The 18,216-nt window shown below is 60.0% G+C and carries 17 protein-coding genes; 3 read left to right on the plus strand and 14 right to left on the minus strand.

The window, feature by feature from the left end; all coding sequences use genetic code 11:
* Nucleotides 1–183: 183 nt before the first annotated feature.
* From BLU28_RS15565 to BLU28_RS15590, 6 genes are all read right to left on the minus strand, one after another.
* Nucleotides 184–2,358 carry a putative bifunctional diguanylate cyclase/phosphodiesterase gene (locus BLU28_RS15565; RefSeq protein WP_077987598.1) on the minus strand — a complete coding sequence of 725 codons (2,175 nt, stop codon included), beginning with the start codon at nt 2,356–2,358 and terminating at the stop codon, nt 184–186.
* Nucleotides 2,359–2,587: 229 nt separating this feature from the next.
* On the minus strand, nt 2,588–3,523 hold the full coding sequence (locus BLU28_RS15570) for a 2-hydroxyacid dehydrogenase (RefSeq protein WP_077987569.1): 936 nt from the start codon (nt 3,521–3,523) through the stop codon (nt 2,588–2,590).
* Nucleotides 3,524–3,546: 23 nt separating this feature from the next.
* Nucleotides 3,547–4,278, minus strand: coding sequence for an amino acid ABC transporter ATP-binding protein (locus BLU28_RS15575; protein ID WP_004444596.1), 732 nt, complete (start codon nt 4,276–4,278; stop codon nt 3,547–3,549).
* Nucleotides 4,259–4,918 carry an amino acid ABC transporter permease gene (locus BLU28_RS15580; RefSeq protein WP_044458914.1) on the minus strand — a complete coding sequence of 220 codons (660 nt, stop codon included), beginning with the start codon at nt 4,916–4,918 and terminating at the stop codon, nt 4,259–4,261. The genes BLU28_RS15575 and BLU28_RS15580 overlap by 20 nt, the downstream gene beginning before the upstream one ends.
* Complete coding sequence (locus tag BLU28_RS15585) at nt 4,915–5,619, minus strand: amino acid ABC transporter permease (protein WP_077987567.1); 705 nt, start codon at nt 5,617–5,619, stop codon at nt 4,915–4,917. Before BLU28_RS15585 ends, BLU28_RS15580 begins: the two co-directional genes overlap by 4 nt.
* A 66-nt stretch (nt 5,620–5,685) precedes the next feature.
* Nucleotides 5,686–6,489 (minus strand): transporter substrate-binding domain-containing protein, encoded by an 804-nt coding sequence (locus BLU28_RS15590; RefSeq protein WP_004444612.1) that lies wholly within the window; start codon nt 6,487–6,489, stop codon nt 5,686–5,688.
* 295 nt (nt 6,490–6,784) lie between these two features.
* Between BLU28_RS15590 and BLU28_RS15595 the strand changes: the two genes are divergently transcribed.
* Nucleotides 6,785–7,105: a hypothetical protein gene (locus BLU28_RS15595; protein ID WP_006700306.1), complete on the plus strand. Its 321-nt coding sequence runs from the start codon at nt 6,785–6,787 to the stop codon at nt 7,103–7,105.
* Between the two features lie 172 nt (nt 7,106–7,277).
* On the plus strand, nt 7,278–8,300 hold the full coding sequence (locus BLU28_RS15600; RefSeq protein ID WP_006700305.1) for a LacI family DNA-binding transcriptional regulator: 1,023 nt from the start codon (nt 7,278–7,280) through the stop codon (nt 8,298–8,300).
* Between the two features lie 118 nt (nt 8,301–8,418).
* On the opposite strand, the gene BLU28_RS15605 is transcribed toward BLU28_RS15600, so the two are convergent.
* The 7 genes from BLU28_RS15605 to BLU28_RS15635 all read right to left on the minus strand — a co-directional run bounded on the left by BLU28_RS15605 (nt 8,419) and on the right by BLU28_RS15635 (nt 15,426).
* Nucleotides 8,419–9,447, minus strand: coding sequence for a trans-3-hydroxy-L-proline dehydratase (locus BLU28_RS15605; RefSeq protein ID WP_077987566.1), 1,029 nt, complete (start codon nt 9,445–9,447; stop codon nt 8,419–8,421).
* Between the two features lie 10 nt (nt 9,448–9,457).
* Entirely contained in the window at nt 9,458–11,152 is a 1,695-nt protein-coding gene (gene lhpI / locus BLU28_RS15610) for a cis-3-hydroxy-L-proline dehydratase (protein WP_077987565.1), read from the minus strand.
* 110 nt (nt 11,153–11,262) lie between these two features.
* Complete coding sequence (locus BLU28_RS15615; RefSeq protein ID WP_077987564.1) at nt 11,263–12,504, minus strand: NAD(P)/FAD-dependent oxidoreductase; 1,242 nt, start codon at nt 12,502–12,504, stop codon at nt 11,263–11,265.
* Nucleotides 12,504–13,226 carry an amino acid ABC transporter ATP-binding protein gene (locus BLU28_RS15620; protein ID WP_004444624.1) on the minus strand — a complete coding sequence of 241 codons (723 nt, stop codon included), beginning with the start codon at nt 13,224–13,226 and terminating at the stop codon, nt 12,504–12,506. The genes BLU28_RS15615 and BLU28_RS15620 overlap by 1 nt, the downstream gene beginning before the upstream one ends.
* Complete coding sequence (locus tag BLU28_RS15625) at nt 13,219–13,872, minus strand: amino acid ABC transporter permease (RefSeq protein ID WP_006700301.1); 654 nt, start codon at nt 13,870–13,872, stop codon at nt 13,219–13,221. The genes BLU28_RS15620 and BLU28_RS15625 overlap by 8 nt, the downstream gene beginning before the upstream one ends.
* A 12-nt stretch (nt 13,873–13,884) precedes the next feature.
* Complete coding sequence (locus tag BLU28_RS15630; protein WP_004444628.1) at nt 13,885–14,550, minus strand: amino acid ABC transporter permease; 666 nt, start codon at nt 14,548–14,550, stop codon at nt 13,885–13,887.
* Between the two features lie 69 nt (nt 14,551–14,619).
* Nucleotides 14,620–15,426, minus strand: a complete 807-nt coding sequence (locus BLU28_RS15635) for an ABC transporter substrate-binding protein (protein ID WP_004444630.1) — start codon at nt 15,424–15,426, stop codon at nt 14,620–14,622.
* Nucleotides 15,427–15,870: 444 nt separating this feature from the next.
* Here BLU28_RS15635 and BLU28_RS15645 point away from each other — a divergent pair, with 444 nt between their 5' ends.
* The gene (locus BLU28_RS15645; RefSeq protein WP_077987563.1) at nt 15,871–16,908 is read left to right on the plus strand and encodes an Ldh family oxidoreductase; all 1,038 of its coding nucleotides are present in this window, start codon (nt 15,871–15,873) and stop codon (nt 16,906–16,908) included.
* A 287-nt stretch (nt 16,909–17,195) separates the two neighbouring features.
* Here BLU28_RS15645 and BLU28_RS15650 read toward each other — a convergent pair whose 3' ends face one another.
* Nucleotides 17,196–18,161, minus strand: coding sequence for a dihydrodipicolinate synthase family protein (locus BLU28_RS15650; protein ID WP_006700297.1), 966 nt, complete (start codon nt 18,159–18,161; stop codon nt 17,196–17,198).
* Nucleotides 18,162–18,216 lie beyond the last annotated feature (55 nt).

Here is an 18,216-nt window from a genome sequence, read left to right on the forward strand (position 1 = left end):
TATGACGAGAGTAGTAACAATATTGCTGCGGCAGGAGCCCAAAAGCTCACCTTGAATAACAACGGTGATGTGACAATAGCCGAGGCTGGTGCAGTGAGTGCGCAAGGCGGCGATACCCGACCCGAAACTCGCGCGTGGTGCTTCAATTCCGTTCGGATGACGCAGCGGGCGGTGGATCGGCGATTACAGCGGTTGGCTGGAAGAACCGGTTGCAAATGTGGGCATCGCCTTCAGCATGCCCTCGATCTCGCCAGCCGCCACGGGGCGGCCGAAATAGTAACCTTGCCCGTAGGGACAACCGGCAGCGCGCAGAAAGTCAGCCTGCTCGGCCGTTTCCACGCCTTCGGCAATGACATCGATGCCCAGTGAACCGGCAAGCTGGATCATGATCGAAACAATGGCGCTGTCTTTGGTTTTTGCCGGCAGATGCGTGAGGAACGAGCGGTCGATCTTCATGCACGAGAGAGGGAATGTCTTGAGCATGCCAAGACAGGAATAGCCGATGCCGAAGTCATCCAGTGCCAGGCTGACGCCCATCTGCTTGATGGCGCGCATGATGCGCACTGACGTGTCGACATCCTGAATGATGAGCGTCTCGGTAATCTCGATTTCCAGCAGCGAAGGTGCAAGGCCGGTTTCCTTCAGCACCGAACTGATCTGGTCCGCCAAACCGGCCTGGAACTGCCGGGGGGAGATATTGACTGCCATTTTGAGAGGCGACAATCCAGCAGCCATCCAGTCTCGCGCCTGACGGCACGCTTTTTTCAGAATGCTCTCCCCAAGCTCCACGATGAGGCCGGTTTCTTCCGCAAGGCCGATGAATTCCGCAGGCCCAAGCAGTCCCTCCGCCGGGTGCTGCCAGCGCACCAGCGCCTCCACCCCACTGATTCCGCCGGTAAGTAGATCGACCTGCGGCTGGAAATGCAGGATGAATTCATCCCGTTCCACGGCCCTGCGCAATTCCTCGATACGCGTGACCTTCTTTCGCAAATCGTCTGCCATGCGCGGCGAGAAGGTGGCGATACCGTCCCGACCATTATGTTTCGCCTGATACATGGCAAGATCGGCAGCGGCGACGATCTCCGCCGTGGTTTCCCCATGTTCCGGAAAAAACGCCACGCCGATGCTGGATGTCGCCTTGATATCATAATTGCCGATGCGCAGCGGCTGTGAGACCGCAGCCTGGATGCCTTGAAGCCGGGATTCGAAACCGTCCGGCTGCTTCTCCAGAATGACAACGAACTCATCCCCGCCCACCCGCAACACGAGATCGTTCCGACCGAGGCTCCCTGCAATGCGCGCCGCCGTCTTCGAAAGCAGCGCATCGCCGACGCTGTGGCCCAGCGTGTCGTTGATCTGCTTGAAATTGTCGAGGTCGAGGAAGCAGACGGCGATCGTCCGCCTGGCTTTTGCCGCCGCCGCAAGAACTTCCGGCAGTCGTGTATCGAGAAAACGGCGATTGGGGAGCCGGGTCAGCATGTCGTGATCGGCCAGAAAGGCGATATGTTCGGCAGCACGTTTGCGGTCGATCGCGAGCCCCGCCATGCGTGCAGCCGCACCGATAAATTCCACCAGTGCCGGATCTGGCTGGCGGGCCGCGAGCATGCACCAGACAAAACCGTGCGCCTTGCCGTCGCTGGCGGGAATATCGAAGCTGAAGGCCGTGTTATCGGCAGGGGAAGTGATGATGTCAGGATCGCTAACCGAGGAAATCAGCGCCGTCAGCCCCGCATGCGGAGCGAGTGCCGGCGATGCATAAACCGAAGGTTCACCCGTAGCGGCGTCGAACACCCGTACGGCACAGGCAAGCCCTGTGGCGAGATTTTCAATCGCCTTGACGAATTCCTCCAGGAAATCCTCGATACGCGCCGCCGCGACAATCATTTCGAGAATGCGCGCCTGCGTCTGCAGCAGCCTTTCGGAAGCCTTTTTCTGGGTTATGTCCCTAGAAGCGCCGACCACCCCGATGATGTTGCCGGACTTGTCCCGCAGCGGCACGCGCGACATCATCAGCCAGCGGTCGATATCGCCGCGCATGGCCCGCTCTTCGTAACCGAGATCCGGTTCTCCCGTGCGCATCACCCGTGCCTCGGTGTCGGGAATGCCCGCCCGCCGTGCTGCTTCGCCGTGAATATCGTAATCGGTGAGGCCAATCAGCTCCTCCACCGTGTCAAAACCATTTTCCTTGACGATTGCGCGGTTCGCAAACAGGAAACGACCTTCCAGATCCTTGGCATAGATAAAATCCGGGACGTGGTCGATCATCGCTTCCAACAACACATGCCGGTCGGATGGATTACTATTTTCATCTGTTGGGGTAGAGGCAGACGGCCCTGTTTCGCGCTTTTTTCGCGATATCCGGTTCTGCACGGGTGTCTTCGGGCCCTTGGAACGCACCTATCCGCCTCATCACTTTATAAGAGAGCAGAATAGTAGGATTATACATATTATATAAATATGAACGAGGGGCGGAGATAGGGTGGCCGGTGGCCGTCTGTACGCTTGCGGCGATGAAATAGCGCCTGTCTCAGGGAAACGGCGCGGATAGAAGCCGCGCCGCAAGAATTCCGGCATCCAGCAAGGCCCGTCACACCACCGGCGTCGGCAGCTCCCTGCCGGCAAAATGCGCGTCGAGATTGGCAAGAACGAGTTCTGCCATGGCCCGTCGCGTCTGATGCGTGCCGCTGCCGATATGTGGGGCGAGCGTGACGGTTTCGAAAGCAAACAGCGCTTCCGGCACACGCGGTTCATCCTCGAAGACATCAAGCGCAGCACCTGCGATCACGCCATTCGAAAGTGCCTCAATGAGCGCCTTCTCATCCACCAACGAGCCGCGAGCCACGTTGACAAGCACACCCTGCGGGCCAAGCGCGTTCAGAACCTCGGCATTGACGATATGACGCGTTTCGGCGGTGGCCGCTGCGGCGATGATCAGCACGTCACAATTAGCGGCCAGAGCTTCGATGCTGTCATAATAATCATAGGCGACATCGCGACGATTTCTCGCGGTGTAGGAGATATGCGCATCGAAACCTTCGAGCCTCCTGGCAATCGCCTGACCGATGCGGCCGAAACCGAATATGCCATAGCGACGACCGGCCACGCGGGTGGAAAGGCCCATGTCGCCCTTCAGCCATTGCCCGGTGCGGACATATTGGTCTGCCTGCGGCAGCCTGCGTGCCTGCGCCAGAATAAGGCCGAGAGCAAGATCCGCGACATCGGCCGTCAACACGTCAGGCGTATTGGAAACACGAAAGCCGCGCCGCTTCGCTTCAGCCAGATCAACCTTGTCGAAGCCGACGCCGTTGATGGCAACGATTTCAAGCTTTGGTAACGCTGCACCAATATCCACCGGCAGGCCGATATGACCGCCGGTGACGACGCCGCGGATCGCGCCGCCTTTTTCAGCGAGGAAAGCGGCCCTGTCTGACACTTCGAACAGGCGATGCACGGTGAAGCGCTGCGCAAGTTCTTCCTCCAGTGCCGGGATGAGCGGGCACAGCTGCACGATTTCAGTGGTCATGGATTTTCCTTTGTGCCGGTGAACTACTTTACATCGGCCTTGACGAATTGCCGGAGTTCCGGCGTTTGCGGATTGGCGAAGAGTTCGGACGAGCGGCCCTGTTCCCAGATCTTGCCCTTGTGCATGAAGATCGTTTCGGTCGCCACGCGCCGCGCAAAGGCCATCTCATGGGTCACCAGGATCATGGTCATGCCGTCTCTGGCGAGGTTTTCCATGACAGTCAGCACTTCTTCGGTGAGTTCCGGATCGAGCGCAGACGTCACCTCGTCGAACAGCATTACCTTCGGCCGCATGGCAAGCGAGCGGGCAATCGCCACACGCTGCTGCTGGCCGCCGGACAGCTGGTCCGGATAGGAATCGAATTTCTCCGAAAGACCGACGAGCTGCAGAACCTCACGAGCGATATCCTTGGTTTCCGATTTTGCCACGTCCTTGACGATGCGCGGCGCAAGCATGATGTTTTCACCCACCGTCAGATGCGGGAACAGATTATAGCTCTGGAACACGATGCCGACATCGGTGCGCAGCTTCCGCAGGGCCTTGGCGTCTTCGCCGATCGCATGACCGGCGATTTCGATGCGGCCGGAATTGATCTTTTCCAGCCCGTTCATGCAACGCAGAAGCGTGCTCTTGCCCGAGCCCGAGCGGCCGATGAGGGCGAAGACTTCACCACGGCCGACCGTCAGCGACACGCCTTTGAGGACTTCCAGAGCGCCAAAGCTCTTGTGAACGTTTTCAACGATTACTTCCGGCATGAAGCCTCCTTTCCAGCCAACGCGACAGCTGGGATAACGGGTAGCAGACGATGAAATAAAGAATGGCCACCGCGACGAAGACGCGGAACGGCTGGAACGTGGCATTGTTGATGAGCTGCCCCGCTCTTGCCAGTTCGACGAAACCGATGATCGATGCGATGGACGTGTTCTTGACGACCTGGACGGCAAAACCGACGGTCGGCGGTAGCGAAATTCGGATCGCCTGCGGCAGGATGACGTAGCGATATTGCTGGGCCCGGGTGAGAGCGAGCGACTCCGACGCTTCCCATTGCTGTTTCGGCACCGCCTGGATGCAACCGCGCCAGATTTCCGCGAGATAACCTGACGTATAGATGGTCATCGACGCGCCGGCGGCAAAAAGTGGCGGCAGTTCCAGCCCGGCAAGGCTGAGGCCGTAATAGGACAGGAACAGGATCATCAGCACCGGAATGCCCTGGATCACCTGAATGTAGGTGCCGGCGGCAATGCGCAGCGCCTTGAAATTCGAGGTGCGGGCGAGCGCCACGAAGAAGCCGACGATACCGCCGCCGATTAGCGCAATGATCGTCAGAAGCACGGTCCATTGCAGGGCGGTCAGCAGAAAGCCGAATTCGTTCCAGCCGAAAGTTCTAAGGGTCATGACTGCACCTCCGGCAAAGCGGTCATCGTCTTGCGGGCCACGCGGCGACCGAACAGCCACATGCCGACAAGGGCAAGGATGAGCCGCAGGCTGAGCGCCAGCACCAGATAGATGAGCGTGACGACGATGTAGACCTCGAAGGAGCGATAGGTCTGCGATTCCACGAAGGCTGCAGCGGCGGCAAGCTCATGGGTGGAGATGGCCGAGCATATGCTCGATGCCAGCATCATCAGCACGAACTGGCTGCAGAGGGATGGATAGACCTTGGCAATGGCGGGCACGATAATGACGTGACGATAAATCTGGTACTTGGTGAAGCCCAGAGCCTCACCCGCCTCGATCTGCGACTTGTGCACCGCCTCGATGCCGGCGCGGATGATCTCCGTCGAATAGGCGGCAAGATTGATCGTCATGCCGATCAGCGCCGCCGTATCCGCCCCGACGCGAAAGCCGAGACCCGGCAGGCCGAAATAGACGATGAAAAGCTGCACGAGGAACGGCGTGTTGCGGATGACTTCGACATAAGCATCCACGATGATGCGGACGATGCCACCATTGATGGAGCGCAATGAAGCGAGAAGAATGCCGAAAGCGCAGCCGAGCACGATGGAGAGGACCGACAGTTTGATCGTCAGCCATATGCCGTTCAGAATTTCATCCTGATATTGGGCGAGCGCGCCGAATTGGAATGTATAGGACATGCGTCACTCCGTTGACATTTCCCGGCCCGCCGAACGTATTCCCGGCGGGCGCGTTGAAAGGCTCAATCAGAAGCTTGGCAATTGCGGCAGCGGGCGACCGGTCCATTTGACCGAGATGCGGTCGAGATCGCCGGACATCTTCATCAGGTAAATGGAGGTGTTCAGCCACTGGCGCAGCTCGAAATCCTCAAGCTTGGTCGCCATGGAATTGCCCTGCTGGAAGAAGGTGAACCCGACCTGGAGACCGGCTTCCGGGCGCTGCTTGATGATTGCTTCACCAACCGTGGACGGCAGGGCGACGGCATCCACCTGACCCGCAAGCAAAGCTTGGGCGCTGGTGGAATCGTCTTCGTAAACGACGATTTCGAGACCTTCGACGTTGGCCTTGCGCAGCGCGGTTTCCTGTGAGGAACCGCGGTTGACCGACACGCGCTTGCCCTTGAGGCTGTCGAGATTTTCGAATTTCTGGTCCTTGCCGGAGATGATATCCATGTTGAAGGCGCTGTATGGCTGCGTGAACATCACAGTCTTGGCGCGTTCGCCGGTCGGCGCAAGCGTCGCAACGAGGAAATCGACCTTGCCGGTCTGAAGGGCCGGAATACGCGCTGGAGGCGTCAGCGGCACCAGTTCCACCGGCAGCGACAGGTAGGAACCGATGAGATTGGCAACATCGACGTCATAACCGGAAGGGTTGCCCTTTTCATCCACCATGCCCATCGGCGGCGCGCCCGTGAGGACACCGATCTTGACCTTGCCGCGCGCCGTGATCTCGCTGAGCGAGACGGCATGGGCGGACGTTGTAGCCGCAAGCGAAGCTGCGGCAACGCCAACAGCAACGGTCATGTTTTTCAGAAATCTGGATATGCTCATGGTTTCTCCTCCAACCCAAATAATAGCTGCCCCATGCAGAACAGCGGCCTTCGCAAACCGAAAAATGTTCTCGATAACATTTCTAGGCGCTTGACTAAAAACTCCTCCCAAGAAACTGTGAAAACACAGAACCAGATGAACTTCTTATGACATTCAATCAGTTAGCACGATTATCGATTTTCCTCTCTTCGACATCGCTTCACGTTCTTGGCAGGATCAATAATGCATGTTATCGGTATCATTGCAAGTCCGATCTACAGAACTGTTTCGATCGGCATTCATTTCGGGAGGAAACATGTACACACGCTCGGCAATTTTCGAAGGCAGGATTCACGCAGGCCGGGAGGAGGAGTTTTTTCGCATCGTCGAGGAAAAATTACTGCCTGTCTGGAAGCGCATGCCGAATGCGCAGGCGGTGCGAGTGATGCGTACGGAGCGCACGGACCCGGACGCGGCCCAGATCATCATGGTGCAGGAAATCGACTATCCGTCGATGGAGGCCGTGGAGGAAGCACTGGTCTCGCCGGTCCGGCTGGAAGGCCGGGTACTGACGGATGAGATGATGAGCATGTGTGACGGGCGTTTCTACCATCTGGTCTATAGCCGCGTCGCGTAAATCCGGTGCACGTCGCATTGATCTGCAATCATACGGCGTGCTTTCCCTTGGTATCTTCGTGTATGTCTTGTCGTGAACCGGTCTTCATTCAGCCGGATTGTAACTGGGGAGACATGCTTTGGTGGAGCGCACGCCCTTGGCCGCAGCGTTAGTCACGTCAAAAAAAGCTACCATGAGCGACGTCTCGAAACTCGCGGGCGTCTCCAAGATGACCGTTTCGCGGGTGCTGGCCGATCCTGCCCTGGTGTCGGAAGAGACGCGCCAAAAGGTGATGAAGGCCATTGAGAAGCTTGGTTATGTGCCTGACCGAATCGCCGGTTCGCTTTCTTCTCGCCGCACCAATTTCATCACCGCCATCCTGCCGACTCTCACCAACTCAAACTTCGCCGACAGCGCTCAAGGCCTCGCCAATGCGCTACGCGCCGCCGATTACCAATTGCTGATCGGTTACACCATGTACGACCTGCAGGAAGAAGAGCGCGTCATCCGCACCATGATGGAGCGCCGTCCCGACGCGATTGTCGTCGCCGGCACGGTTCATACCAAGATGGCAAGCGAAGTGTTGATGCGCGCCGGTATCCCGATCGTTGAAATCTGGGACGTACCCGAACATCCGATCGACCATGCGGTCGGCTTTTCCAATTACGAAGTGGGAAGAACCGCCGCCAAACACCTGATATCGCTTGGATTCACGCGCATAGGCGCACTTGGCTCCCGAGCCGATGGCGACGTTAAGGACTGGCGCGGCGAAAGCCGCCTGCTCGGTTTCGGGGCGGCGCTGCGCGAAGCCGGCATCGCCGATGATCTCATCATCCGCGAGGGCAGCGCGCCGGTCTCATACGATCACGGCGCGAAAACGCTGGGCTCCCTGTTGGCCAAGGCGCCCGATGTCGAAGCCATCTTCGCCGTGTCGGATATTTCCGCTGTCGGTGCGCTGATGGAATGTCATCGCCGCGGCATTCATGTACCAGACCAGATTTCCATTCTCGGCTTCGGTGATTTTGATATTGGCAGACAATGCTATCCGGCGATTTCAACGATACGGGTCGACGCACAGATGATCGGCCGCAAAGCGGGCGAGTTGCTGCTTTCGATATTGGAGGCAGAAAAGGATGCCGCTGTTCCCGAGGGTGCGCGGGTGGATGTCGGCTTCCAGCTTATCGTGCGGGAGACGACGAAGCGGTTGGGCCGGTGAAGCTTTAGCCCTGTTGGAACGAGCGGCTACCGCATCTTTCTTCTCCCCGCCGGGGAGAAGAAAGATGCGGTACCGCTGTGGCGTACTCACCATTCCACCCGAGTGACCTGTAACGCTCTTACCTCGCACCCCAGGTATCCGTCAGCCGATACCCTTCCGGCCATGGATCCGACGGATCGAGCATGTGCTGGTGTATTCCGGTGATCCAGCCGCGGCCGGATATTTCCGGCAGGATGGCCGGGCGGTCGCCGACTGTTGTGGTCCCGAGGATACGGCCTGTGAAGGTCGAGCCGATCAGCGACACCGCCGTCAGCGTTTCCCCTTCCTTCATTTCGCCGCGTGCATACAGCACGGCCATACGGGCCGAAAGCGCCGTGCCGGTGGGGGAGCGGTCCACCTTGCCCGGCTGGATGGCGACGGCCGCCCCTGCCCGCAGGCCTTCGGCCGTGCGTTCCACCTTGCCGGCGAACAGGCAGAAGGAAAAATGCCGCCAGTCCGGGTTTTCGGGATGATCGAAACCCAGAGCCTTGTTGGCGGCGTTGGTGATGCGCACGCCGAGGCGGGCAATCTCGTGCGCCTCTTCCGGTTTCAGGCTGAAGCCCATTGCTTCGGCATCGACGATGACGAAACTGTCGCCGCCGTAGGCCGTATCCACTTTGAGCTTTCCAAGGCCTTCGACCTCGAGTTCGGCATCAAGCTTCGCGGCGAAGCTTGGCAGGTTCTGCACGAAAATACGCTCGGCCTTGCCGTTGCGGCATTCGGCCCGCACCTTCACCAGCCCGCCGGGAGCTTCCAGCAGCATATGGGTTTCCGGCTCCTGCATCGGCACGATACCGCCATCGAGAAGGACGGTGGACACGCAGATGGAGTTAGAGCCGGACATGGGCGGCGTATCCTCCGGCTCCATGATGATGAAGGCGGCATCCGCATCAGGATGTTTCGGCGGCACCAGCAGATTGACGTGGCGGAATACGCCGCCGCGCGGCTCATTCAGCACGAAGTTGCGCAGCGTCTCATCACGGGCGATGAAACGGCTCTGTTCCCAGATCGTTTCGCCTGGTGGCGGCTTGACGCCACCGACAATCACATCCCCCACCTCGCCTTCCGCATGGGCGGAAATGACATGAACGGTCTTAATACTGCGCATTGAATTCTCCTCAGGAAAGCCAGGCGGGAAGACGGGAAGCGGCACGGCCGGTCAACGCGCTCTCGACGCAATCGGCAAGGCTGCCGAAGCGCACCGCGCGGCCGCTGAGGCCGGGTCCGTAATGGGCGTATTTGCCGGAATTGGTCATCAAGGCGCGCGTCTTCGTCGGGAAGACCGGCTCGGAAATAGAACACCAGCAGAGGTCAGGCAGTACCTGTACACCGCTATCCTTCAGGCTTTTCAACGTGCCGTCGTGGGCAGCTGCATCGATGACCTGCTGGCCGGCTGTGACGATGACGGCGACATCCGCATGGCGCTTGCGACCGTTGAAAACGGCCGCAAGGGCGCGGCACTCCTCCAGCGACGCGTGGGGACTACCGATGGCGACCAGTTGCACCTCCTCCGGTCCCTCGTTCAGCAGCGACCACCCGGCCGCCATATCGGCAAGCGAAATGCCGACCGTGTCGGCCGTTTCCAGAGGCGCGATACCGGCTTCCGGCGTAACGCCCTCTATATGCAGCATGGGCGCTGCGGAGGTGGTGCCGAAGGCAGCGCAGAGCGCTTTCAAATCATCCCGCGAGGGTTTCGCAGCCCCAAGTCCGCGCAGCAGCGGTATGCAATCGGGGGCAGCCTTGCCGGCGAGATAACCGACGAGCGGCCAGAACGCATCGTCTATCCCTTGCGGCAGCATCACGTCCACGATGCGCTGCGGCCGGCGATTTTCCTCCAGGTAAACACCCGAAAGCGGCGCCCTGCCCGTCATCGCGATACATAGATCGAGGAAATCGGGATGTTTGGCAGTGCGTGCACCAAGCACCGTATTGGCAAAAATCACCGCGTTCGATTCCGCCCAGGCAATCGATTCACCCGCGCCCGGCGCGCTGTCGAGCAGGTAAGGCGAACAGGTGAAGGTGGGCCGACAGCCCATGCGCACATAAGCATCCGCCAGTCTCGCCGCCGGATCGCCGAAATCATCCGGCACGCCCTGTGCCCGCCAGTTAGCCTTGTCCACCGAGATGGCGTTCATGGTCGTCGGCACCCGGACCTTGCCACCCATCTCAGCCATTTTTTCCGCGAAAGTGAGATTGGCGGGGCTGGCATAGATGCAGCCGTCAATATGGCACTGTGTGACATTAACGAGCGCGGAAGCGCCCTGCTGGGCTGCCATGGCGACGATGATGCGCATGGCCTGGCGCACGGCGATGCCGTCGCGCCCTTCCAGCATAGCGCGGTCGTCACCCGTCAGATCGAGACGGGCAGTCGCGGGATGCGCTATGGCAAGCGAAAGGCCATCGGCCTCGATGCTGTTTTCATCGATGCGAACATGGGTCGCGCGGGAAAAGCGGGCAAAACTTTCGGGGTCGAGACGGACGACCGGCAGCGCCCGCTCGAACATTTCCGCCGCGACAAGTGCGCCCAAGGTCAGCACATCCTCCGCCTCGCAGAAAACGAGAGCGGATGGCGCCCGGCCCGTTAGAATAAGGTCGAGCAGAACGCCAGACCCGGTGCACGAGCCCCGGCTGGTCGGCATGAAGAGCACGCCGCCGGTTAGACTGACGCCGTGCAGCGGGTGATGCACGTCGATCACCCTGCCGGTGGCGGGATCGACACCGCCCCAGAAACTCAGCGCTTCCGTCGTGGCGATCAGGGGGCCTTCGGCCGCACCGGTAAGAATGCTGCGGGCTTGCGGAACGGCAGAAGACATCGAAAATCTCCCTAAGGCATTTCCAGTAAAGCGCGTCGCGCTTTGCGCCCCGGTAAATGCGTGAAAAAGTGCTAGAGAATTTTTGCGTTTCGGGGAAAAGCTGAAATCCTCTAGAAACGTTGCGGCGAAAAAGCGCTTGTGTCGATGGCGGTTTTTTGCCCCGTCAGAATGTCGGCGACGATGCGCGCCGTACCCGCAGATTGCGTCAGTCCCAGATGTCCGTGGCCAAAGGCGTAGACCACCCGCGCCGTGTGTCGCGCATGCCCAATGGCCGGCAGGCTGTCCGGCAGCGAGGGGCGAAAGCCCATCCACTGCTTGCCGCCTTCGGTTTTCAGGCCCGGCAGGAAGGCTTTCGCCTTGGCCAGCAGCGCTTCGGATCGGGCAAAATTGGCCGGAAGCTCCAGCCCGCCCAACTCGACCGCACCGCCGACGCGGATGCCGGAGGAAAGCCGGGTAACGACGAAACCATGGCCGCCGAAGGTCACCTGCGTCCGCAGATCGAATGCGCCTGAAGGCAGGGTTGTATTATAGCCCCGTTCCGTTTCCAGCGGAATTTTTTCCCCGAGCGAACGGGCAATGCGGTGCGAAAAGGCGCCTGCCGCCAGTACCACCCGGCCTGCCTTGCGCGTGCGGCCGTCATGGCTAACCACCTCGACCCCATCCTCCAACGGCCGGAGCGACGCGATATCGAGGCATTCGATACGCCCGCCCATGGTGCGAAAATGGTCGGCCAGCGCCAGCGTGTAAAGCCTGGGATCGGCAATGGAATACCAGCCAGGCGTGAACGTGCCGCAGATGAAGCGCGGTGCGATGCCGGGCTGTATCTCGGCCATCTGCTCTGCGTTCAGATGCCGGAACTCGATACCGTGGCGCTCACGCGCCTTCCAGCCCCCGAGTGACGCTTCGAATTCCGCATCGCTTTCATAGACCTGGAGGTTTCCTTCCTTGCGTAGCATGGCAATGGTGTCGGTTTTTTTGAGGAACGGCTCCAGTTCGGCCCTGGAAAGGTCCATCAGTGCCGTCTGCGCTGCAGCTGAGTGCTCCACCTTCGAGGCGGCGCAGGCCCGCCAGAACCGGAACATCCAAGGCGCGATCTTCAGCGCATAGGCCGGCGGCACGCTGAGCGGCCCAAGCGGATCGAGCAGCCACTTCGGCGCCTTCCAGAGAATGCCGGGCGACGCGAGCGGCAGGATATCGGTGAAGGCGAAGGCGCCGGCGTTGCCAGCCGAAGCGCCCGCCGCCGGTCCCTCACGGTCGATCACCGTGACCGAAAGACCGCGGCCCTGCGCCGCGATTGCCGCCGAGAGGCCGACAACGCCGGCCCCGATGACGATGACATCATTTGCAGGCATTACCGAACGCTCGCCAGGAACTTCTGCGTCTCGGGATGCTGTGGTGCGCCGAACAACTGATCTGGCGTGCCGATCTCGGCCATCACGCCCTGATGGAAGAAGGCCACGCGGTTCGAGACGTCACGGGCGAAAGCCATTTCGTGCGTGACGCAGATCATCGTCATGCCCTCATCCGCGAGCATCTTCAACGTGTCGAGCACCTCGCCGACCAGCATCGGATCAAGCGCCGAGGTAACTTCATCGAACAGCATGTATTCCGGCGACATGGCGAGCGCGCGGGCGATCGCCATACGCTGCTGCTGGCCGCCTGACATGCGGTTCGGATAGACCTTCAGCTTTTCGGCAAGGCCGACGTGGGTCAATTGCTTGACCGCAATTTCTTCGGCCTTCTCTTTCGAAATACCGAGCACCTTGCGCGGCGCCAGCATGACGTTTTCAAGCACCGTCAGATGCGGAAAGGCGTTCCATTGCTGGAAGACGATTCCGACCTTGCGGCGCAGCTTGTTGAGATCGGTCGACTTTGCATGCACCTCGGTGCCATCGATGACGATCTTGCCGCTGTCGATCGGCTCGAGGCCGTTGATGCAGGTGAGCAGCGTCGACTTGCCGGAACCGGAGCCGCCGATGATGGTGACGACCTCGCCCTTGTTGACGGTGAGGTTGATCCCTTTCAGAACCTCCAGCGGGCCGAAGGATTTGCGGACGTTTTCGATCTCAATCATTGGGGGACCACCGTCTTTCGAGATACCCGCCAAAACGGGCGATGGGGAAGCTGATAAGGAAGTAGATGGCGCCGCAGATCATCAGGATGGTCAGCGGTTCCTGCAGGCGGGTCACGAGAATCTGCGAGGCACGCAGAAGCTCAATGAGCCCGAGCCAAAGGACGAGCGCTGAATCCTTCATGACACCCAGCGTCAGGCCGATCCAGGCAGGCAGCGACACGCGCGTGGCAAGCGGCAGAACGATGTACCTCATGTCCTGCGACCAGGTCATACCGAGCGACCGGCAGGCGCGGCGGGTGTTCGAGGGCACCGCTTCGATGCCGCCACGCACGATTTCCGTGCAATAGGCCGCGGTATAAAGCGACAGAACCACGCAGGAGGTCGTAAAGGGTGGCCAGCCGAGCTTTGCGATCGACTGGAAGGCATTGCCGAGAACCAGCTGGATAAGCAGCGGCACGGAACGGAAGACATCCAGAACGAAGGTGAGCGGCAGGGCCCAGTAAGGCCCGAGCTGGAAGCGGAGAACGCCGAAGATGATCCCCATGATGGTGCCTGCCGTGACGGCGACGGCGGTGACGGCAAGTGTCATGCCGGCACCCTTGGCCAGGAAGGCGAGATCACTCCAGGTGAGAGCGGTTTCAAACATGGCTCACCTCTCTCAGTAACGGAACAGACGCGCGGCCAGCAATCTGGCGGCGAGCGTGACGATCTTGGCGATCACGTAATAGATGACCGCGGCGAGCGCGAAAAATTCGAAGGTGCGGAACGAACGGGCGTTCAAGGCCTGCGTGACACCGGCGAGATCCGTGTTCATGCCGACCGTGACGCCGAGCGAGGTCATGAGAATTGCCCAGACCATCTGGTTGGTGGCAGGCAGGAAGGCAACCCGCAGCATCTGCGGCAGGATGATCAGCCTGAAGGTCTGCATCGAGGTCATGCCGAGCGAGCGGCCCGAACGCGTCTGCGTATCCGGAATGGCCTTCAGCGCGCCACGGAAATTTTCCGCGAGATAACCGGCATTATTGAAGGCGATGCCAACCAGAAGCGCGGTATAGGGGCTCAGATGAATGCCGAAATTGCCGAGCCCGAAATGGGCCATGTAGATCTGGAACAGCGCAGGCGTATTGCGGGCGATTTCCACCCAGACCGAGGCGAAGGCGCCGAGGATACGGTTGCCCGAAAGCCGGAACAACGTGAGCACGATGGCGCAGGACACGCCGATGACCATCGACAGGATGGCGATCTGCAGCGTCACCACCGCACCGTCCAGAAGCTGTGGCAAAGCCTTCAGCGCCTGATTCCAGTGAAATGTGTAGTTGAACATAACCGTCTCACCTTTCAGAAACGATCGACGGCGCGATCATTCGACCGCGCCGTTTCCGAAAAGTCCTGATCAGCGATAAACGCCGTTGACGGTGAGCGAAGGCACTTCCCCGCCAACCCATTTTTTGTAGAGCTCGGCGTAGCGGCCGGTGCGAACCTGCTGATTGATGAAGAGGTTCAGGTAGTTGATGAAGCCGTATTCATCCCGGTTGGTGAAGAGCGCGACGTAATCGATGTCGTAAGGCGCCTTGCCGACCACCGAGATACCGGCGAACTTGCCGCTCTTGACGTTGGACTGCGCAACGGTCGACGTGGAAACGGTGGCATCGATCTGCCCCTGGCTCAGGGCAAGGAATACATCAGCCTGGGTCTGGTAAGGACGGAATTCGCCGACGCCCCACTCCTTGACCGACTTTTCAAGCGCAATGGCTTCGAACGTGCCGGCGGTTGCACCGACCGTCTTGCCCTTCATGTCCTCGAAGGACTTGACGCCGGACTTGTCGTTGGCGGTAACGGCCATTTCGAAGGCAAAGTAAGGCACGGTCATGCCAACCGTTTTGGCGCGCTCCAGCGTATCGGAGGTCGAAGCAACACCGACGTCGACGCGGCCGGACATCAGTGCCGGAATACGCTCGGGGAACGGCGTCTCGACGATTTCAGCCGTGACGCCGAGCGCCTTGGCGAGGTCGTTGCAATAATCGACGTCGAAACCGATAGGATTGTTGGCGTCATCGCGCGCGCCCATGGGCGGGAAGTCGAGCACAACCGCGCAACGCAGCGTGCCAGACGAGATGATGTCGTCAAGCTTGTCGGCCTTGGCCGGGGTGATAGCGGAAGTGGCGGCCAGCAGGCCGGCGAAAATGACCGATTTTTTCATTCTTGATTTGCTCCCAGAATTGGTCTGCCCTTGAAGGCGCGGTCACTATTTCCCTGTGGGGCTGAGAAATCAATAGAAAAATACAATGAGTATACAAAAAGAATTTTTTGCATCTGCGAACTGATGAGGTATCGCGGATGATTACGCGAGCCGGCGCGGGGGAGCGGACAAGGTGGGCTAAACATTCAGCATCCTTCATGCCTGTGCTTGTCACAGGAATCTGGCCAACCCAAGTCTTTGGACCGAAAGAGGCTTTCCGACGCGCAGACGCGCGTCGACTGCAATCCTGTGACAAGCACAGGAATGAGGGCTTGAGGTATCTTCGTGTTTGAGAGGGTGGCCTTCTGCTGTGACTGAGCTTCATCGAAAAGACACGTTGCAATACGCACACCTTTGTATACTTTATGTATTCAAAATGTGCGAGCCCGACATCGGAGGATAATGATGAGCGACACCACCACCTTGACCATTGAAGAGCTTTCGACGCGGGTCGAGGCGATTTTCAGCAAGGCGGGCCTCAATAAGGTGCAGTCGGGCGCATTGGCACGCGTCATCACCGCCGGTGAGCGCGATGCCTGCAAATCGCACGGTATTTACCGTATCGAAGGCGCCCTCCGCACCGTCAAGGCCGGCAAGGTGAATCCGGATGCGATACCTGAAGTGGCCGAAGACGACGGCACGGCCATCGTCAAGGTCAATGCCCATGGCGGCTTTGCCAACCCCGCCTTCGAACTCGGTCTGCCGGTTCTGGTGGAGCGGGCGAGACGCTCGGGCATCGCAGCACTCGTCGTCAATGACTGCACGCATTTCTCGGCGCTCTGGCCGGAAGTCGAAGGGCTGACCGAAAACGGTCTCGCCGGGCTGGTCATGTGCCCGAGCTATTCCACCGTCGCGCCCACCGGCGGAACCAAGCCTCTGCTTGGCACCAACCCCTTCGCCTTCGGTTGGCCGCGCAAGGCCACCTCCCCTTATGTCTTCGATTTCGCGACGTCGGTTGCGGCCCGCGGTGAAATCGAACTACACCGGCGGGCCGGAAAGCCCCTGCCGGAAGGCTGGGCTCTGGACGCCGACGGCAAGCCGACGACCGACCCGGAGGCGGCCCTTGCCGGTTCCATGCTGCCCTTTGGCGGCCACAAGGGATCGGCCATCGGCACCATGATCGAGCTTCTCGCCGGCATCATGATCGGCGATCTCACCAGCCCCGAAGCGCTCGAATTTCTCGGCACCACCACGCTTGCCCCCACCCATGGCGAATTGATCGTCGCTTTTTCACCTGAAGCCTTTGCCAAGGGCCGCCCCGGCGACCCCTTCCAGCGCGCGGAAGTGCTGTTCGACGCCATTATCGGCCAGGGCGCCCGCCTGCCGTCGGGCCGCCGCTTCACTGCCCGCGCCAAATCCGAAAGCGAAGGCATCACGCTTACCGCTGCCGAAATGGCCGGGCTCGACCGGCTGCTGGAAAAGGGGCTGGACGCGGTTTCCTGACCATTTGGATGGGGAAATGGAAAAAAGGCCCGCAATTGCGGGCCTTCATAACGACAACGTCACTCAGCGTTTTTTTGCGACTGCATAGCATCCCGGCCCTGTCAGACCGGACTAGATCCGGGGTCCAGCGCGATCAAGTCCTTGACCGCGGAAGAGACCCTTCATGACGCAGACGCGCCCTGGCTGGATGCCGGATCTAGTCCGGCATGACGGAGGAGAGACATCAAACCTCATCACATGCAAAAAAGGCCCGCAGTTGCGGGCCTTTTTTTCACAGCAGCAATATCTCAGGCGGCCTTGCAGGCCTGCACTGCGCCCGGAAGCTTGCTCCAGTCAGCGTACCAGCTGTTGAACAGCTTGAACTGTGCTTCGACATAACCGCGCTGGCTGTCCGTCAGTGCATCTGTTTCGTTGAAGTGCAGCGTGTATTCCTTGTCGCCCTTCAGCACCATCATGTGCTTGAAATAGAGAACCAGATCCGGGCCCTCGTCGAAGGACGAAAGAACGGCCAGCGCCTGTTCCAGTTCCAAGGCGCGTGCGCGGGCATCGGCGTCACCCTTGGCGGCAGCCTGCGACAGCTTGCAGAGGTGGATGACTTCCTTCGGCAGCACGTTGCCGATGCCGGTGATGGCGCCGGTTGCGCCGCAATTGACGAAGCCGTGGAAGACAGCGGTGTCGACACCGATCATCAGCGTGACTTCATCGTCGCGACTGGTGATGTTTTCAGCCGCATAACGCATATCGGCCGGGCCGCCGAATTCCTTGAAACCAACGAGGTTCTTGTGCTCGGCGCGCAGCGCGAAGAAGAGATCGGCGCGGGTCGCAAAACCATAATAGGGGCTGTTATAGATGACGGCAGGGATTTCCGGTGCAGCCGAGAGGATTGCCTTGAAGTGAGCCTTCTGGGCGGCGATGACCGAACCGCGCGACAGAACGCGGGGAATGACCATCAGGCCCTTGGCGCCAACCTTCTGGGCGTGGGCGGCATGGGCAACGGCAGACGCCGTGTTGACCGCTCCGGTACCGACGATGACGGGAACACCGGCCTTCACCAGACGCTCCACGCCTTCCATGCGCTGCTCGTCCGTCAGGAGCGGCCAGTCGCCCATGGAGCCGCAATAGACCACGGCGGACATGCCATCGGCGATCAGTTCCTTGCCCTTGCGAACAAGCGCATCGAAATCGGGGGTGCGATCATCCTTGCAGGGGGTCATCAAGGCGGGAATCACGCCGGAAAAAATGCTGGCCGTCATTACTAGCTCCTAAGGGACATGTTTTTCGGGAATGGACGCACGTCCGCGCGACCCT

The sequence above is a fragment of the Agrobacterium pusense genome, from assembly GCF_900102105.1.
Classification (GTDB): Bacteria; Pseudomonadota; Alphaproteobacteria; order Rhizobiales; family Rhizobiaceae; genus Agrobacterium; species Agrobacterium pusense.

Coding starts and splice junctions, on each gene's coding strand:
- BLU28_RS15570 (WP_077987569.1), bottom strand. CDS start 3,523: ATGACCACTGAAATCGTGCAGCTGTGCCCGCTCATCCCGGCACTGGAG.
- BLU28_RS15575 (WP_004444596.1), bottom strand. CDS start 4,278: ATGCCGGAAGTAATCGTTGAAAACGTTCACAAGAGCTTTGGCGCTCTG.
- BLU28_RS15580 (WP_044458914.1), bottom strand. CDS start 4,918: ATGACCCTTAGAACTTTCGGCTGGAACGAATTCGGCTTTCTGCTGACC.
- BLU28_RS15585 (WP_077987567.1), bottom strand. CDS start 5,619: ATGTCCTATACATTCCAATTCGGCGCGCTCGCCCAATATCAGGATGAA.
- BLU28_RS15590 (WP_004444612.1), bottom strand. CDS start 6,489: ATGAGCATATCCAGATTTCTGAAAAACATGACCGTTGCTGTTGGCGTT.
- BLU28_RS15595 (WP_006700306.1), top strand. CDS start 6,785: ATGTACACACGCTCGGCAATTTTCGAAGGCAGGATTCACGCAGGCCGG.
- BLU28_RS15600 (WP_006700305.1), top strand. CDS start 7,278: ATGAGCGACGTCTCGAAACTCGCGGGCGTCTCCAAGATGACCGTTTCG.
- BLU28_RS15605 (WP_077987566.1), bottom strand. CDS start 9,447: ATGCGCAGTATTAAGACCGTTCATGTCATTTCCGCCCATGCGGAAGGC.
- lhpI (WP_077987565.1), bottom strand. CDS start 11,152: ATGTCTTCTGCCGTTCCGCAAGCCCGCAGCATTCTTACCGGTGCGGCC.
- BLU28_RS15615 (WP_077987564.1), bottom strand. CDS start 12,504: ATGCCTGCAAATGATGTCATCGTCATCGGGGCCGGCGTTGTCGGCCTC.
- BLU28_RS15620 (WP_004444624.1), bottom strand. CDS start 13,226: ATGATTGAGATCGAAAACGTCCGCAAATCCTTCGGCCCGCTGGAGGTT.
- BLU28_RS15625 (WP_006700301.1), bottom strand. CDS start 13,872: ATGTTTGAAACCGCTCTCACCTGGAGTGATCTCGCCTTCCTGGCCAAG.
- BLU28_RS15630 (WP_004444628.1), bottom strand. CDS start 14,550: ATGTTCAACTACACATTTCACTGGAATCAGGCGCTGAAGGCTTTGCCA.
- BLU28_RS15635 (WP_004444630.1), bottom strand. CDS start 15,426: ATGAAAAAATCGGTCATTTTCGCCGGCCTGCTGGCCGCCACTTCCGCT.
- BLU28_RS15645 (WP_077987563.1), top strand. CDS start 15,871: ATGAGCGACACCACCACCTTGACCATTGAAGAGCTTTCGACGCGGGTC.
- BLU28_RS15650 (WP_006700297.1), bottom strand. CDS start 18,161: ATGACGGCCAGCATTTTTTCCGGCGTGATTCCCGCCTTGATGACCCCC.